The organism is Intestinibacillus sp. Marseille-P6563, assembly GCF_900604335.1.
Taxonomy (GTDB): Bacteria; Bacillota; Clostridia; order Oscillospirales; family Butyricicoccaceae; genus Butyricicoccus_B.
The window spans coordinates 1,373,404-1,390,412 of sequence record NZ_UWOD01000002.1 but is presented as its reverse complement, the minus strand read 5'-3'; the positions used below and the strand labels follow the sequence as shown (position 1 = coordinate 1,390,412).

Sequence of the window (17,009 nt, the reverse complement as noted above, 5' to 3'; positions counted from 1 at the left end):
GGCAATCGCATGAGCAAAACCAAAAAATTTCTGCTTCAGGGCCTTCTTTTCTGCGTGATCTTTGTTTTGACCTTTTTCCCCATTCAGGGGGTATTTGCACGCAAATCGCTGGAAAAGCCGTGGGACATGACCAATAAGATTTCGGGCTTTTACCACGAGCCGGAAAACGAGTTTTCGGTGATGTATTTCGGTTCGTCGCACGCATATGCTTCGTTTTCGCCCCTGGAGATCTGGGAGCAGACGGGCGTGAAAAGCTATGTTTTTGCCACCCAGATGCAGCCCATGTGGGCGAGCGTGACCTATTTAAAAGAAGCGCTCAAGACCCAGAGCCCCGAGCTCGTCATCCTGGAATGCAACATGCTGTATGCCGATGAGGAATACATGAGCGAGGGCACCAACTATTCGTTTATGGACGATCTCCCGCTGAGCCTAAATAAAGTCGAACTGGCGCAGGTTTCGGCCGAGGAGGGGGGACGGTTCCCGCTGGTCTTTAACTTTGTCAAATACCATTCGCGCTGGCCCAGCCTGACGAGCGAGGATTTCACCTTCCGCCGCAGCCAGACGCGCGACCCTTACAAGGGCTTTGTGCTGCTGCCGCCCAAGGAGGGCGGCGACCCGATCGACCGCTTTGATCTGACGGGCGAGATCGGTACCACACCGCTGAGTGAAAAGAATGAGAAGTATCTGCGGGAATTCATCGAGATCTGCCAGGAAAACGACATCGAAGTCTGGCTGGTCAAGGCGCCCAGCAACATTTCGCCGGACGACCTGTCCAAAATGCACGCCGCTGCCGCGATTGCGGAGGAATACGGGGTGCCGTTTGACGATTTCAACAGCGAGGAAGCGTATGAAGCCATCGGCATCACAGCGCGCGAAAACTTCTTTGACCAGCGCCACATGGACATCGTCGGCTCGACTCGGTTCAGCGATTATTTTGCCAAACTCATGTTGGCGCGCTATCCCAACCTGACGCGCGACGCGGACGACGACACCTGGCAGGAGGCCTATGACGCCTATACCGCCGATGTGGCCGATGCCATCGCCAACCCGGTGCAGGGCACCACGACCACGGCGGCCCAGGACCAGGCTGCTTCCTAAAACGAAAGGAGATTTTTCATGGCTCTGTTTGTCTGTTATGAAAAGTGTTCGACCTGCAAAAAGGCGCAGAAGTGGCTGGACGAACACGGCGTATCCTACGACCTGCGCCCGATCAAGGAACAAAACCCTTCGGCCGAGGAGCTGCGCACCTGGCAGAGCAAAAGCGGCCTGCCGCTCAAGCGCTTTTTCAACACTTCGGGCCAGCTTTACCGCTCCATGGAGCTGACGAAAAAGCTCCCCGACATGTCCGAGGACGAGCAGTTTGCGCTGCTTGCAACCGATGGTATGTTGGTCAAGCGTCCGATCTTGGTGGACGGCGACACCGTTCTGGTCGGCTTCAAAGAGGCCGAATGGGCGGAAAAACTGCAAAAATAATCATCTTGGTAGGGATGGGTCCTGTGGGGCCCATCCTTTTTTATGTTCACACAATGTTCACTTGACTTCCCCCTGGGGGCAGCATATAATAAACTACGTTAATTATTAACCTGGTTATCTATCCAGAGAAGGGAGGGGCCTATGGAAATCGGGCTTCAGTTTTTTACGGCTATGCACCGCTTCCGGCAACTGCGCATTCCCGAACGGCTGGGCATGCTGCCGCGCAGCGAACACATGGTGCTGGAAATGCTCATCGAGCATGAAACCCAAAACGGGAAAGGTGCAGCCCTTTCGGCTATCTGTATCGCACGCCGGATGAAGGTCACAGCCCCCGCGATCTCGCGCACGCTGCGCCATTTGCGGGAGCATGGACTGGTCGATACCGAACCCGACCCGCGTGACCGGCGTGGTACGTGCATCCGCCTGACCCAAGAGGGCCGGCAGTCGCTCGTGCGCGACCGGGAGCAAATCAACACCCTGATGGAACGTGCCGTGGCACGGCTGGAACCAGGGGAGATCGATCGTTTCTTTTTGACGTTTGGCCGGATTTGTGACAGCATTGCGCTTGAACTCGACCAGGCGCAAAAATAACCCCTTAGAAAGGAAGAACGTATGCGAAGTATCTTCAAACATTTGCGGCCTCAATGGAAGGCCGTATTGCTGATTATCGTGTTCCTGTTTGTCCAGGCCGTGTGCGATCTGGCGCTGCCGACTTACACTTCTTCGCTGATCGATGTGGGCATCCAGAACAGCGGCGTAGAATATGCCGTGCCGGTGTCCATGCGCGCATCCAGCTATGAAGCGGTCGCCAGCCAGATGACCGACGACGAGCTTTCGCTCTGGCAGCAGAACTACACCCAAAACGGCGAAGTATACACCCTGCACGAGGACGCCGACCAGGAAGCGCTGGACGAAGCATTCACGACGCCCATCACGCTGGCCGCGCTCGAAGCGCGCGGCACCCCGGCAACCCGGGAGGACCTGCGCCTGATGGGCGACCAGACCGTGCACTCCACCGCCATTTCGTTTGTCAAGAGCGAATATGAGGCCCTGGGCGTCGACCTGGGTGACATCCAGACCAGCTATCTGCTGCGGACGGGCGGCAAGATGCTGGCCATGGCGCTCGGCATGGCGCTGGCGGTTGTCGTCGTCAGCTTTTTGGCTGCGCGCGTGGGCGCTGCGGTAGGCCGCGAACTGCGCGGTAAGGTGTTCCAAAAGGTCGTACACTTCTCGGGTGCGGAATTTTCCAAGTTTTCCACCGCTTCGCTCATCACCCGCTCGACCAGTGACATCCAGCAGATCCAGCTGGTTGTGACCATGCTGCTGCGCATGGTGGCCTATGCGCCCATTCTGGCGCTGGGCGGCATTTTCATGGTCATCCGCACCAGCTCGGGCATGGAATGGATCATTGTGCTGGCCGTGGCGCTGCTGCTCACGCTCATCGGCGTGCTGATGAAGGTCGCCATGCCCAAGTTCAAGAAAATGCAGGTTTTGGTCGACCACGTCAACCTGGTCGCGCGTGAAATCCTGACCGGTCTGTCGGTCATCCGTGCCTTTGGCCGCGAAAAGGTCGAAGAGCAGCGCTTTGAAGGCGCCAACCGCGACTTGACCCGCAACATGCTGTTTACCAACCGGTGCATGAGCTTCATGCTGCCGTGCATGATGCTGCTGATGAACGGTATTTCGGTGCTGATCGTGTGGACGGCTTCCCACCGCATCGATGCTGGTGCGCTGGGCGTCGGTGAAATGACCGCCTTCATCACCTATACCATGATGATCGTCATGAGCTTCCTGATGCTGGCCATGATGAGCATTATGCTGCCGCGTGCAGCGGTGGCCAGCGAGCGTATCGACGAAGTGCTTTCGACCGAGCCGACCATCCACAATCCGGCATCGCCCGAACCCTTTGCGGCTTCTGACGGCGTCATCCGGTTTGAGCATGTCTCCTTCCACTATCCGGAAGCGTCGGACAATGTGCTCACCGACATCGATTTCGAAGCCCGTCCGGGCCAGACCACGGCCATCATCGGTTCGACCGGCTGCGGCAAGTCGACGCTCATCAACCTCATCCCGCGTTTTTACGACGTAACCGAGGGCCGCATCACCATCGACGGCCAGGATGTGCGCCAGATGGATCTGCATGCGCTGCGCGGCCTGATTGGCCTGGCGCCGCAGAAGGGCGTATTGTTCTCGGGCACCATTGTTTCGAACATCTGCTATGGCGCGCCGAATGCAACGGCCGATACCGTGCATGAAGCGGCTGCCATCGCCCAGGCGACCGAATTTATCGAAAGCAAGCCCACCGGGTATGACAGTCCGATTGCGCAGGGCGGCTCGAACGTATCGGGCGGCCAGAAGCAGCGTCTGTCCATCGCGCGTGCGATTGCCCGCGATCCCAAGATCTATATTTTTGACGATACTTTCTCGGCGCTCGACTTTAAGACCGACGCGGCGCTGCGGCGTGCGCTCGGCCCCAAGACCGAAAAGAGCACGGTCATTATTGTCGCGCAGCGTATTTCGACCATTCTGCACGCCGACCAGATCCTTGTGCTGGACGACGAAGGCAAACTGGTCGGCAAGGGCACCCATGCCGAACTGATGGCCTCGTGTGAGACTTATCAGCAGATCGCGCGCAGCCAGCTTTCCGAAGAAGAACTGAAGGAGGGAGCATAATATGGCGTCCAATCACCCCAGACGTGGACCGGGCGGCCCGGGTGGCGGGCCGGGCGGCTATGTGCCCGGCGAAAAGGCCAAGAACTTCAAGGGCACCATCCGCAAAATGATCCATTATATTGGCTCGTACCATGCGGCGGTTGTATGCGTGGCGCTGTTTGCGATTGGCGGCACGATCTTTAACATCGTCGGCCCCAAGGTGCTCGGGCAGGCCACCACCGAACTGGCAAACGGCCTCATGGCCAAGATCGGCGGCACCGGCGGCATCGACTTTTCGCTCATTGCCCGCATTTTGCTGTTTGCCTTAGGCTTGTATATCATCAGCGCCGCACTGACCTTCTGCCAGAGCTTCCTGATGACCGGCATCACACAAAAAATCTGCTACCGCATGCGCCGCGAGATCGTGGAAAAGATCGACCGCATGCCCATGCGGTATTTTGAAGAACGCACCTATGGCGAAGTGCTTTCGCGTATCACCAACGACGTTGATACGCTGGGCACAGGCTTAAACCAGAGCGTAACCCAGCTCATCACCTCGGTATCGACCATTCTGGGCGTACTGGTGATGATGCTGTCCATCTCGCCGCTGATGACGCTCATCACCGTCGTGCTGCTGCCCATCAGCGTGGGTCTTATCACCCTGGTGGTGCGGTTCTCGCAGAAATACTTCCGCGACCAGCAGGAATATCTGGGCGAAGTCAACGGCCAGGTCGAAGAGATTTACAGCGGCCATCACATCGTGCAGGCCTTTGGTCAGGAAGATACGGTCTGTGAGACCTTCCACGAAACCAACGAAAAACTGTATGAATCGGCGTGGAAAAGCCAGTTTCTGTCCGGTATGATGCACCCGATCACGGTCTTTGTCGGCAACCTCGGCTATGTCGGCGTTGCGCTGTCGGGCGCCATCCTGGCATCCCATGGCCGTATCACCATCGGTAACATTCAGGCATTCATCCAGTACACCAAGAACTTTACCCAGCCCATCCAGCAGATCGCACAGATCACCAACATGCTGCAATCGATGGCAGCCGCCGCCGAGCGCGTGTTTGCCTTCCTGGAAGAAGAGGAAGAAGAACAGTCCTCGGCCAGCGATTATCACCCGGGGAATATCCGCGGTGAGGTCACCTTTGACCATGTCCGTTTCGGCTATCGTCCCGATCAGGTGGTCATCAAGGATTTCTGTGCCAAGGTCCAGCCCGGCCAGAAGATCGCCATTGTCGGCCCGACCGGCGCAGGCAAGACCACTATGGTCAAACTCCTGATGCGCTACTATGACGTACAGGGCGGCGGCATCTATCTGGACGGCCACAACATCAAGGAATTTGGCCGCCGCGGTTTGCGTGACGCCTTTGCGATGGTCTTGCAGGACACCTGGCTGTTCCAGGGCACCATTATGGAAAACCTGCGCTATGGCCGCATGGATGCGACCGATGAGGAGGTCATCGAAGCGGCCAAGGCCGCGCGTGTGCACCACTTCATCCAGACGCTGCCGGGCGGCTACCAGATGGAGCTCAATGAAGAAGCGTCCAACGTATCCCAGGGTCAAAAGCAGCTTTTGACCATTGCGCGTGCCATTTTGGCCAACCGTCCGGTACTCATTTTGGACGAAGCGACCTCGTCGGTCGATACCCGTACCGAGTCCGAGATCCAGAAGGCCATGGACACCCTGGTCGCCGGGCGCACCAGCTTTATCATCGCGCATCGTCTGTCGACCATCAAAAACGCCGACCTCATTTTGTGCATGAAGGACGGCGACATCATCGAACAGGGCACCCACGACGAACTGATTGCCAAAAACGGCTTTTACGCTGGGCTGTACAACAGCCAGTTTGAAAAGGTGTCGTAACACACAAAACACCGCTCCGGGTTCGGAGCGGTGTTTGCTTTTTTCTTCCATCTGCGGTATGATAAAGCCAAAGAGGGGAGGGGAGCGGTATGCGCCGGAATATCATCCTAATTTTGCTCGCTGTGCTTGTGCTGGCCGGGCTGGGAGCACTGTACGTGGTGCCCTGGTATCAGACGCTGTATCACGCCCCGGCCATTCGGTATGACCATAAGGTATTCGTCTGCGCGGACACAGCCGGGGACGTGCGGCGGTATACCGACGGGCAGAGCACCTTCACGTTTACCCCTACGGCGGATGGCACAGAGGTTGCCATCGACTTTGCCTATTATGCACCCGCCAGCTTTGTCGTCACCGAGCGTGGGCAGGCGGTCACGGTTTCCCGCGCCGACGGCACAAAAGCTCTCTCAGGTGTCTGGCGGGATGGGGAACTCATCGACCCGCAGACCGGGCGGGTGCATGCGATTTACGACTTTGAGATCCTGTCCGATGCACCCAGCGCCTCGCTTGCGCTGTGGCTGTATCAGGAGCAAAAGCACGGTATCCGCGGCCGGCCGGGCATTGAGGGCGGGATTATTGTCTGCTTTCTGGCCAGCGGTCGTGTACTGCTCGATTTTCGGCCTTCCCGCAAAAAGTCTAAAAATTCAATCTTTGCCCGGTCGCCCAGGATACGCCGCGGAATCTTTATATTTTTTTGCATCTTTCCCTTTGCCGCGATCCCTGTTATATTATATTGGGGAGTTACTTAAAAGAAAGCAGGGAAGAAGCTATGCAATACAATCTGATTGCGCTCGATTTGGACGGGACGGCACTCGACCCGACCAACCAGGTCGCGCCCGCGACTGTGGCCGCCATTGCCAAGGCGCGGCAGCGCGGCATGCGTGTGGTCATCTCCACCGGCCGTATCTGCGGCGAAGCGTCCGAGTTTGCCCGCCAGATGGGTGCGGACGATTATATGGTCACCTCGGGCGGCGCGGCCGTATCCATGTGGGGGGAGGAGCGCTGTCTGATGCGTCTGAGTATGCCGTGGGAAGCGTCGGTGCGCGCAGCGGCAGCTCTGGAGCGTGTCGGCCTGTCCACCATGGTCTATGTGGGGGAGCGCATCCTCATCACGCCGTATGATGAGATGATGTTCGGCAAATACAAATCCAACGAAGGCTATCTGGCCATCAAAAAAGTCGTGCCGTCGGTGGCCGAATGGGTGGCCCAAAACCGCGTGATGGTCGATAAAATCTTTTCACGCAGCGCCGACCCGGCCACCATCGCCCGGGTACGGCAAGTCCTCAGCCAAATCGAAGGCATCCGGGTGATGAGTTCGGCGTCCGACAATGTGGAGATCGTATCCCCGGCCGCCGACAAGGGCACAGCCCTTGGGCTTTTGTGCCGGCTGTATGGCACCGACCTCAGCCGATGCGCGGCCGTGGGTGACAGCGAAAACGATTTGGAAATGCTGTCTGCCGTCGGCATGCCCATCGCCATGGGCAATGCCCGGGACGATGTCAAGGCGTTGTGCCGCCATGTCACGAGCGATAATGCACACGACGGCGTCGCGCAGGCCATTGAATGGCTGCTCGAGCAATAAAAAAGGAAGGGAGCAATCCCTTCCTTTTTCTTTAGCGGTAGTCGTAACGACGCAGTTCCTTCATCTTGCTCTTTTCTGCCTCACGATAGGAAAATGCGTTTTTCAGGTTTTCGAAGAACTTCATAATGTTGATTCCTTTCCGCGTCCCGGGGGCGCTCCTTTTCTTTTCTGTATATAGTATGCCGGAAAGTTTTCTGAATTGCAATATGTAATCTTGTGAAAATGATAATTTCTTTGTGATTTTTTGATATTTTTTCGATTGCGTTTTCGAGCGTTTGTTGATTTATTCATGGTTCACTTTTCATGAAGTCGTTTTTTTATGCAGTAATTTTGAGTATATTCGAGGATTTTTCCCGTGTTTTGGTTGTTTCTTTGCAATTTTATTCAACCTGTGTTTTTGTTGTCTAAATTATAACTTTTGCACACGATTCAAACAGTTGAAAAGTTGTGCAAAACTTTCGTATTCTTGCGTTTTTGACATCCCTCCTGCGGGAAATGATTGACAAAGTGCTCATTTTCGCATACCATTACGATATATGCGGCGCGCGTGGCGCGCCAAAGAGGGGGGACCTTGATTTGAAGAAGCATTCTGCGCGCGATTCCTTTGGCAGCCGCTGGGGATTTATCCTGGCCTGCATCGGCTCGGCCGTCGGTATGGGAAACATCTGGATGTTCCCGACCCGCGTGTCCAAATTTGGCGGCGGTTCATTCCTGCTGGCCTATTTTTTATTTGTATTCGTCATTGGTTTTTCGGGGGTTATTGGGGAGATGGCCTTTGGCCGTGCTACCCGCTCGGGGCCGATCGGCGCCTTTTCCCAGGCGGTCGCCTCGCGTGGCAAAAATCCGCGCATCGGCGCTGCCATCGGCATCATCCCGGTGCTCGGCTCGCTGGCGCTCGCCATCGGCTATTCGGTCGTCATGGGCTGGATTTTGCGCTATATGATCGGCGCTTTTACCGGTTCGGTGCTGAAACCGGAGGGCGTGGACGGGTTTGCCGCGCAGTTCGGCGGTGTTGCGACTGCATTCGGCAACAACCTTTGCGTCATCCTCAGCCTGGTGATCGCCTTTGGCATCATGGCTTTCGGCATTGCGTCGGGCATTGAAAAGGCCAATAAAATCATGATGCCGCTGTTTTTCTGCCTGTTTTTAGGGCTTGCGGTGTATATGTTCTTGCAGCCCGGCTCGGCCGCAGGCTATCAATATATGTTCCGCATCGACCCGGCTGCTCTGCGGCAGCCCGAAACCTGGGTCTTTGCGCTGGGACAGGCCTTTTTCTCGCTGTCCCTGGCCGGAAACGGCACGCTCATCTATGGTTCCTACCTGCGCGACGAAGAGGACATCGTCGGTTCGGCCTGGAAGGTCGCGCTGTTTGACACCCTGGCCGCTATGCTGGCCGCGCTGGTTATCATCCCGGCCATGGCGACCGCAGGCAGCCAGCTGGACCAAGGCGGTCCGGGGCTGATGTTCATTTTCCTGCCCAATCTGTTCCAGTCCATGCCAGGCAGCCGCCTGATCGTGATTGTGTTCTTTGTCGGCGTGTTCCTGGCCGGTATGACCTCGCTCATCAACCTGTATGAAGCGCCCATTGCGACCTTGCAGGAAAAGCTGGGCCTGAGCCGTCCGCGCGCGGTGCTGGTGATCGCCGCCATCGGCGTGGTGGTCTCGCTGCTCATCCAGGGCATCGTGGAAGGCTGGATGAATTTTGTTTCCATCTATGTCTGCCCGCTGGGCGCCGGACTGGCCGGTATCCTGTTCTATTGGGTATACGGCGAAAAATTCGTGCGCGAACAGCTTCAAAAGGGCCGCGCCAAGCCCATTGGCCGCTGGCTGGAGCCCATGACCAAATATGTATTCTGCGGCCTGACCGTCGCGGTATTCATCCTGGGCGTTCTCACCCCGGGCGGCATCGGATAAACATGCAAAACGGAACCCTTGTGGTTCCGTTTTTTTTTTGCTTGACAAGGCGGTGGCCTGCGGTATAATACTCTATGGAGAATGTTTTAAATGGAACTGTTTTTATAAAAACTTTTAGGAGGGTATCATGCGACCCATGACCGATTTTCTCGCGACCATCCAGCAGATCACCAAGCTGCACGAGAGCATGCTCAAAGACATCTGCATGGAGCATGGGCTTTCGCTGCTGGAAGCCAAGGTCCTGAGTTTTCTGCACAACAACCCGGACCGGGATACCGCAGCCGACATTGTCGAGCTGCGCATGCTGCCCAAGGGCAATGTTTCCCAGGCGGTAGAAAGCCTGGTGCAAAAACAGCTTTTGTCGCGCCGGCCGGACACAGTGGACCGCCGCCGCATCCATCTGTCCCTGACCGAACCGGCAGCGCCCATCGTCCTCGATCTGGATGTGCTGCGTGTGCGTTTTCAGGCGGCTGTTTTTGCGAATATTTCGCCCGAAGAACAGCAACAATTTGAACAGATTTACCGCCGTTTGGGCGAGAATGCCCGCAATGCCATGAACAAGGGGGCCAAACTATGAAGGACGATTTTCTCGGCACCGAACCGATCGGCCGTCTGCTGCGGCGGCTGGCGCTGCCGACCGTGACCGCACAGGTCATCAATATGCTGTACAACATCGTGGACCGCATCTACATCGGCCACATCCCGGAGGTCGGCTCGCTGGCGCTGACCGGTGTGGGCGTGTGCATGCCGCTGATTATGATCGTGTCCGCGTTTGCAAGTCTGGTGGGCTTTGGCGGGGGACCGCGTGCCTCCATTTTCCTGGGGCGAGGCGATCACGATATGGCCGAAAAGACGCTGGGCAACTGCTTTACCACCCAGATTATCATTTCGGTGGTGCTTACTGCCGCGCTGCTGCTATGGAATCGGGATTTCCTGCTGGCCTTTGGCGCAAGTAAAAACACGATCGAATACGGCGTTGCCTACATGAATCTGTACGCAATCGGCACCATCTTTGTCCAGCTTACGCTGGGCATGAATACTTTCATCACCGCCCAGGGCTTTGCCCGCACGGGCATGCTGTCGGTGCTCATCGGTGCGGTGGCCAACATCATTTTGGATCCCGTCTTTATTTTCGGCTTCGGCATGGGCGTGCGCGGCGCGGCACTGGCGACCATTTTGTCGCAGGCGCTCTCGTGCACCTGGGTGCTGTGCTTCCTGTTCGGACGGAAAACCCAGCTGCGCATCCGCCGCCGCAATCTGCGGCTGGAACGGCAGATCATCCTGCCCAGTCTGGCGCTGGGGCTGTCCACCTTTATCATGCAGGCCAGCGAAAGCGTGATTTCGGTCTGCTTCAATGCTTCGCTTCTGCGCTATGGCGGTGACATCGCGGTCGGCGCCATGACCATTTTGACCAGCGTCATGCAGTTTGCGCTGCTGCCGCTGCAAGGGCTGGGGCAGGGGGCACAGCCCATCATCAGCTACAACTATGGCGCGCGCAATGCGGCCCGCATTCGGCAGGCATTCCGGCTGCTGCTGCGGTGCAGTTTGCTGTATTCGTGCACCCTCTGGCTGTGTATCATGCTGTTCCCGCAGATTTTCGCCATGATGTTCACATCCAATGCCGCGCTTTTGGAATTTACCAAATCGGCACTGCGCATCTATACGGCCTGCCTGCTTCTGTTCGGTATCCAGATGGCCTGCCAGATGACGTTTACGTCGCTCGGCAAGGCCAAATCCTCGATCATTGTCGCGGTCATGCGTAAATTTATCCTGCTGCTGCCGCTCATTTATATCATGCCCCATCTGCTGCCGCAGGACCCCACCCGGGCGGTCTACATGGCCGAACCGGTGGCCGATTTCCTGGCCGTTACGTTCACCGCCATCCTGTTTACCTTCCAGTTTAAAAACGCCATAAAGAGCATTGAATAAAAAAATCCCCTGTGCCCAAAAGTGAACCGGTCCAGTAAAAATGGACAGTGACAAAAACCCCCTGATGTAGGAAAATAGACTACATCAGGGGGTTTTGTCATGGAGAAACGAAAATACACACACATTCAAGTGCTGTTGCCAGAAATCAAGGCTATGCTGGCAGCGGGGAAAACCCAGCGGGAAGTTGCAGAATATTACGGTTTTCAGGATAAGCAGGTGATAAAAAGTCTACTTAAGCGTGAACGGAGGAAAGAACGTATGTTAGAAGCTGGCATCCTTGCGCGGCCCCAAGGGCGGCCAAGAACAAATGCCGCACCAAGAGATATTATAACCGAGCAGGCACATGAGATCCAGCGACTTCGTATGGAGAATAAGCTGCTGCGGGATTTTCTGCACTGCATAGGAAGGAAGTGAGGGCAAAGGTAAAATATCACATTATATATCGTCACAGAGCAGAGTATTCCGTGGCAGTTATGTGCAAATTCTTTGGAGTATCCAGAAGCGGATACTATGCCTTCGTCCATCGCCTTGGTAAGCCGGAGAAGGACGCAGCTCTTGCAGAACTAATTGGACAACAGCGGGAACGCAGCTTCCGCACCTACGGCTACCGGCGGATGTGTCTATGGCTGAAGAACCAGAATATTTTCTGTAATCCAAAAACAGTGCTACGGATTATGAAGAAATATGATCTGCTCTCAGAAATCCGCCGACGCAGGAAATGGCAGCAGATGGGGCAGCAGCTCCACAAGTACGAGAATCTGCTAAGCAGGCAGTTTCAGGCCGACAAGCCCAACAGCAAATGGGTAACGGACATCTCCTACATCCACACTAAGCAGGGCGTACTGTACCTGTCCATGATCCGGGATCTCTATGACAACAGTATTGTGGCTTACAAAACCGGAACGGAACAAACGGTGAATCTGGTTCTGGACACCATTCGTCTGGCAATGAAGCAAGAGAAAAAGAGGGCCGCTGCAGAGTTGCAGCTCCACAGCGACCAGGGTGCTCAGTACGCCTCACAAGCATATTTTGAGCTAACTCAAACATACGGCATTACGCCATCTATGTCAAGACGTGGAAATCCTTATGACAACGCTATGGCGGAAAATTTCTTCTCTATCCTCAAAACAGAGTGCATCTACCGCCACAAACCGGCTACCTTCTCGCAAGCCAATGAAATGATTGACCGCTACATCTACTTTTACAACCATGAGCGCATCCAGCTAAAGACTGGAGAAGCGCCGCTTACGCGACGCCTCTCCACTTAAAACTCAATCTTTCCTACCAGGGCTCTTTTTTATACTGTCCGCACAATCTGGGGCAGTCCAAAAGCACAGGGGAACATTTTTTATGCGCCAAATTTCTGAATGTAGCCCATCACGAAGATGAACAGAACGATCAGCGGCAGGATATAGCTGACATAGATGCGCACCCAAGCCGGGAATTTCAGGCCCTGGCCGGCATCGGCTTCGTTTAAGAAGTTCTTCCAGCCCCAGCCGTACCGGGAGGTACAGAACAGCAGATAGACCATTGAACCGAGCGGCAGCAGGTTGTTGGACACGATGAAGTCCTCCAGGTCCTGAATGGTGCCGATGTGCGGGATGCTGACCGTAAAGCCAACCACGCACGGGATGGAGATGAGCAGGATGACCACGATGTTCACCAGCACAGTCTTTTTGCGGCTCCAGCCCCACAGGTCCATGCCGAACGAGATGATGTTCTCAAATACGGCAATGATGGTCGAAAAAGCAGCAAATGCCATAAAGACGAAGAACAAAGCGCCCCAAATGCGGCCGCCTGCCATCTGGTTGAAGATATTCGGCAGGGTCACGAAGATGAGTGCCGGGCCCTGGCCAGCGTCTACGTTAAAGGCTGCGGCAGCCGGGAAGATGATGAGACCGGCGGTCAATGCTACAAAGGTATCCAGTACACCGATGCTGAGCGCTTCACCGGTCAGGCTGCGGTCCTTGCCGATGTACGAACCAAAGATCGCCAGCGCACCGATGCCGAGCGACAGCGTAAAGAACGACTGACCCATGGCGGCAAAAACCGATTCCATCAGTCCGCCCTTGGCTTCAAACAGCTTGGAGAAGTCGGGCTTTAAGTAGAATTCCAGACCTTCGCCCGCGCCTTCCAGCGTCACCGAACGGAAGACCAGCACGATCATGATGGCAAGCAGAGCGACCATCATCACCTTGTTGACCTTTTCTACGCCGTTGCGCAGACCGCGCGAACAAACCGCAAAGCAGATGAGCACGGTAATAACCATCCAGAAACCCATATACTTCGGGTCGGCCAGCATATTATTGAAAATAGCGCCGACCTGTTCGGGCGACTGTCCATCGAACTCGCCCATAATCATCTTGAAGAAGTAGGCCAGCATCCAGCCGCCTACGGTCGTATAAAACGCCATGAGCATGTAGTTGCCCAACATGGCACCATAGCTATACAGATGCCATTTGGTGCCTTTTGGCTCCAAAACATGGAACGAACGTGCCACCGACTGCTGGCTGGCACGACCGACTGCAAACTCCATAACCATGATCGGCAGGCCCAAAATGACCAGAAACAGCAGATAAACCAGCACAAATGCTGCGCCGCCGTACTGTCCGGTGATGTAAGGGAAACGCCATACGTTACCCAGGCCGATCGCACAGCCCGCCGAGATCAGAATAAAGCCCAGTCGGGAACCAAACTTTTCTCTTTCTTTCATGATATTACCCCCTTTGCGGCCAAAGCGCCGCGTGGCACTATTATAGCAAAGTTCTTCCATGGAAACAAGGCTCGACCGGGCAACCGGACAAAAAAATACCCGCTTTTTCAAAAAAGCGGATATTTTGATTTGTTTTACGCATATCCCATGAAGAATCCAACGGTCAGCGCCAGGAACCCCAGACCGACCACCACAGCAAGTGCCTTCCACTGCGAGCGCAGCCAGTCGCCCCATTCCAGACGGGCGATGCTCAGAATACCGATCAGGCAACCCGAGGTTGGCATAATCAGATGCGCCAGGCAGCCACCCAGCTGGAACGCCAGCACCGAAATCTGCCGGCTGATGCCCAGGCTGTCAGCCAGCGGCGCCATGACCGGCATGGTCAGCGACGCCTGACCGAGGTCACTCGGCATCACGAAACTGAGGAAAAAGTGGAAAATGTACATCAGCCACGAGGTCAGCACACTGGGCAATTCGCGCAGGACCCGTGCGGTCCAGTGCAAAATGGTGTTGAGCACCGACGCATCGGTGGGATTGATGCCGCCGAGCAGCAGCACCATACCTTGCGCCATGCCGACCACCAGCACCGCGCCGACCAACTCGGATGCCCCCGATTGAAACGCGCGCGGGATGTCGGCAAAATGCATGCCGCCCACATGGAACCACACGCCCAAAATGCTGACAACGACCGCCATCACAAAAAAGATGGACGCAATATCGGCCAAATTGTATTCCATAGTCAGTGCGCCCCACAGCATCCAGCCCAGCGACAAGGCCACGGTCAGCAGCACCAACCGGCCGCCCAGCGTCAGCGGTTCGCGGCGCTCGCGCAGGTTTTGCAGGCGACCGCGGCAGCGCGCATCGCTCTGATACGACACCGACCGATGAGTGCTGGTATGGATGCGCCAGGCATAGCGTGTCGTATACGCGGCGCCCAGCAGCGTCAGAATCAGCCAGAGGATAAACCGGAAACTGGACCCGGAAAAGACCGGTACGCCAGCAATGGTCTGCGCGGTGGTCAGCGCTTCCGGGCTGCACCACGAAGCGGCAATGCCGATTTGCGTAGCGACAAACGTGACCAAAACACCGGTCACAGCATCAAAATCCATGCCGATAAGCAATGGAATAATCAACATCGCCAAGGGGATGGCGCCTTCGCTAAAGCCAAACACCGCTCCCGCCAGTGAAAATAGCACAAACAGCAGGGGAGGGAAGAGCATGACCACCCCTTCGGTACGGTGCAGGATGCGCAAAATGCTCTGGTCGATGACACCGGTGCGCAAAAGGATACCAAAGGACCCACCGATGACCAGCATATACGCGATCAGACCCGCCGTACCGGCTGCCTGTTCGCCGTATTCCAAGCCGGAAAACAGCACATTCATCATGCCTTGCCGGCCGTGGGCCGAGGGTCCAAACAAGGGCGCCGGATAGACCACCCGCTCGCCATTTTCGTCCAGAATATAGCGGAAACTGTTCGGGTCGACCACGGTTTCGGTCTTTTGCTCGCCGCCGACCAGGGTGGTCACCTGCTTGAGCTCATACCGCCCCAGCGGCACCAGAAAAGTAAGCACCATGGCAAATGCCATGGCGGCAAAAATCACCACGAAAGGATGCGGCGGATGCAATTTGGTTTTGGGTTTTTCGGTTTTGGTCGATTCCCGCATGTTCCAGGCCCCCTTTTCGCAGTATCTTTTCCCCCAGAAAAATAACCTACCATTATATTACCGAATTTTTTGTCTACATTCAAGGCAAACCGCGAATTTTTGGCGAAAACCTGACACAAACTGAAAAAATCCCGCCGAAATGGCGGGATTTTCCGATATTTTTTATTGGATTTCCTTTGCGAGGATCTGCTCGCGGCGCTCCATCAGGTCGCCATGGAGCAACATATCTACGGCTTTGTCCTCGCCGATGCGGTCGATCATCGCCGCAAAGCGTTCGCCCTTCTTGCCCTGGTCGCGGAAAAGCAGCATCGCCTTTTCGATCATATCGAGCGCCTGCTGCTCGGTGTACAGACCGGGCAGGGGGGTGCCATGACGGACCACACGGCCCCAACGGCCACCGATATACAGCTTGTACGCAACTTCTTCGGCATAAATGGCATCAAACGGGCACTTGCCAACACAATAGCCGCAGTTGTTGCACACCGTGGTATCGCGCTGCATCTTGCCGTCTACGACTTCCATGCAGCCCATACGGCAGAACTTTTCGCACAGCTTGCAGCCGCGGCACAGTTCTTCCTTAAACTTGGGCGGATGCTGGCCGACGATGCCAAAATCATTCAGGTCGGGCTTGATGCAGTTGTTCGGGCAGCCGCCAACCGCAATCTTAAACTTATGCGGCAGACGCACATCGCCCATGCCTTCATAAAACCGCTCATGCACCTTCTGGCCCAGCGCCTGGGTGTCATAAAAACCAAACACACAGGTCGTGCCCTTGCAGGCCGTGACCGGACGCACACGCGCACCGGTGCCGCCGGTGGTCAGGCCAACCGCTGCCAGTTCCTTGACCACATCCTCAATGCTTTCATACGGCACACCTGCAAACTCAACAGTCATACGGGTGGTAAAGGCACAAACACCGCTGCCATATTTCTCGGCAATGCGGCCCACTGCCTGGAGCTGCTCCGCCGTCAGGGTGCCGTTGCCGGTGATCACGCGGCAGGAAAAGCGCTCGGTCTCCCGGTTGTGCAGGAAGCCCATCAGTTTGACGCGCTGGATATCCTGTTTTGAAATAGCCATACTCGTTCCTCCTTCAATCTTATTTTATTATATCATAGATTATTTACCGTGCATACCAGCGAAATTCATCGAAAAATCGCCAAAATCCGGCCGATTTACGGCAAAACGCGCGACCCTTGGCAGAGCCGCGCGTTTCTT

Annotated in this window: 15 protein-coding genes; 12 read left to right on the top strand and 3 right to left on the bottom strand. The window is 55.8% G+C overall.

Annotated elements, in window-relative coordinates:
* Positions 1 to 9: 9 nt before the first annotated feature.
* From EFB11_RS15065 to EFB11_RS15010, 12 genes are all read left to right on the top strand, one after another.
* Positions 10 to 1,098, top strand: a complete 1,089-nt coding sequence (locus EFB11_RS15065) for a hypothetical protein (protein WP_122791125.1) — start codon at positions 10 to 12, stop codon at positions 1,096 to 1,098.
* 18 nt (positions 1,099 to 1,116) lie between these two features.
* On the top strand, positions 1,117 to 1,473 hold the full coding sequence (locus EFB11_RS15060; RefSeq protein WP_122791123.1) for an arsenate reductase family protein: 357 nt from the start codon (positions 1,117 to 1,119) through the stop codon (positions 1,471 to 1,473).
* Between the two features lie 141 nt (positions 1,474 to 1,614).
* A complete protein-coding gene (locus EFB11_RS15055; protein ID WP_122791121.1) occupies positions 1,615 to 2,064 on the top strand; it encodes a MarR family winged helix-turn-helix transcriptional regulator in 450 nt (149 codons plus the stop codon).
* 21 nt (positions 2,065 to 2,085) lie between these two features.
* Complete coding sequence (locus tag EFB11_RS15050; protein WP_122791120.1) at positions 2,086 to 4,146, top strand: ABC transporter ATP-binding protein; 2,061 nt, start codon at positions 2,086 to 2,088, stop codon at positions 4,144 to 4,146.
* A gap of 1 nt (position 4,147) precedes the next feature.
* On the top strand, positions 4,148 to 5,992 hold the full coding sequence (locus EFB11_RS15045) for an ABC transporter ATP-binding protein (protein ID WP_122791118.1): 1,845 nt from the start codon (positions 4,148 to 4,150) through the stop codon (positions 5,990 to 5,992).
* A gap of 89 nt (positions 5,993 to 6,081) precedes the next feature.
* The gene (locus tag EFB11_RS15040) at positions 6,082 to 6,738 is read left to right on the top strand and encodes a hypothetical protein (RefSeq protein ID WP_122791116.1); all 657 of its coding nucleotides are present in this window, start codon (positions 6,082 to 6,084) and stop codon (positions 6,736 to 6,738) included.
* A gap of 20 nt (positions 6,739 to 6,758) precedes the next feature.
* The gene (locus EFB11_RS15035; RefSeq protein ID WP_122791115.1) at positions 6,759 to 7,571 is read left to right on the top strand and encodes a Cof-type HAD-IIB family hydrolase; all 813 of its coding nucleotides are present in this window, start codon (positions 6,759 to 6,761) and stop codon (positions 7,569 to 7,571) included.
* A gap of 576 nt (positions 7,572 to 8,147) precedes the next feature.
* On the top strand, positions 8,148 to 9,485 hold the full coding sequence (locus tag EFB11_RS15030) for a sodium-dependent transporter (RefSeq protein ID WP_279220558.1): 1,338 nt from the start codon (positions 8,148 to 8,150) through the stop codon (positions 9,483 to 9,485).
* 127 nt (positions 9,486 to 9,612) lie between these two features.
* Positions 9,613 to 10,062, top strand: coding sequence for a MarR family winged helix-turn-helix transcriptional regulator (locus tag EFB11_RS15025; RefSeq protein ID WP_122791113.1), 450 nt, complete (start codon positions 9,613 to 9,615; stop codon positions 10,060 to 10,062).
* Positions 10,059 to 11,414, top strand: a complete 1,356-nt coding sequence (locus EFB11_RS15020; RefSeq protein ID WP_122791111.1) for an MATE family efflux transporter — start codon at positions 10,059 to 10,061, stop codon at positions 11,412 to 11,414. The genes EFB11_RS15025 and EFB11_RS15020 overlap by 4 nt, the downstream gene beginning before the upstream one ends.
* A 99-nt stretch (positions 11,415 to 11,513) precedes the next feature.
* On the top strand, positions 11,514 to 11,828 hold the full coding sequence (locus EFB11_RS15015; RefSeq protein ID WP_122788647.1) for an imidazolonepropionase: 315 nt from the start codon (positions 11,514 to 11,516) through the stop codon (positions 11,826 to 11,828).
* Positions 11,829 to 11,878: 50 nt separating this feature from the next.
* Positions 11,879 to 12,682: an IS3 family transposase gene (locus EFB11_RS15010; RefSeq protein WP_243115141.1), complete on the top strand. Its 804-nt coding sequence runs from the start codon at positions 11,879 to 11,881 to the stop codon at positions 12,680 to 12,682.
* 80 nt (positions 12,683 to 12,762) lie between these two features.
* Here the strand turns inward: EFB11_RS15010 and EFB11_RS15005 are convergent, their stop codons facing one another.
* The 3 genes from EFB11_RS15005 to EFB11_RS14995 form a co-directional block, all read right to left on the bottom strand.
* Positions 12,763 to 14,127 carry a sodium-dependent transporter gene (locus tag EFB11_RS15005; protein ID WP_122791109.1) on the bottom strand — a complete coding sequence of 455 codons (1,365 nt, stop codon included), beginning with the start codon at positions 14,125 to 14,127 and terminating at the stop codon, positions 12,763 to 12,765.
* A 134-nt stretch (positions 14,128 to 14,261) separates the two neighbouring features.
* Positions 14,262 to 15,794 carry a putative basic amino acid antiporter YfcC gene (gene yfcC / locus EFB11_RS15000; RefSeq protein ID WP_122791107.1) on the bottom strand — a complete coding sequence of 511 codons (1,533 nt, stop codon included), beginning with the start codon at positions 15,792 to 15,794 and terminating at the stop codon, positions 14,262 to 14,264.
* A gap of 162 nt (positions 15,795 to 15,956) precedes the next feature.
* A complete protein-coding gene (locus EFB11_RS14995) occupies positions 15,957 to 16,871 on the bottom strand; it encodes a 4Fe-4S binding protein (protein WP_122791106.1) in 915 nt (304 codons plus the stop codon).
* Between the last annotated feature and the right edge of the window lie 138 nt (positions 16,872 to 17,009).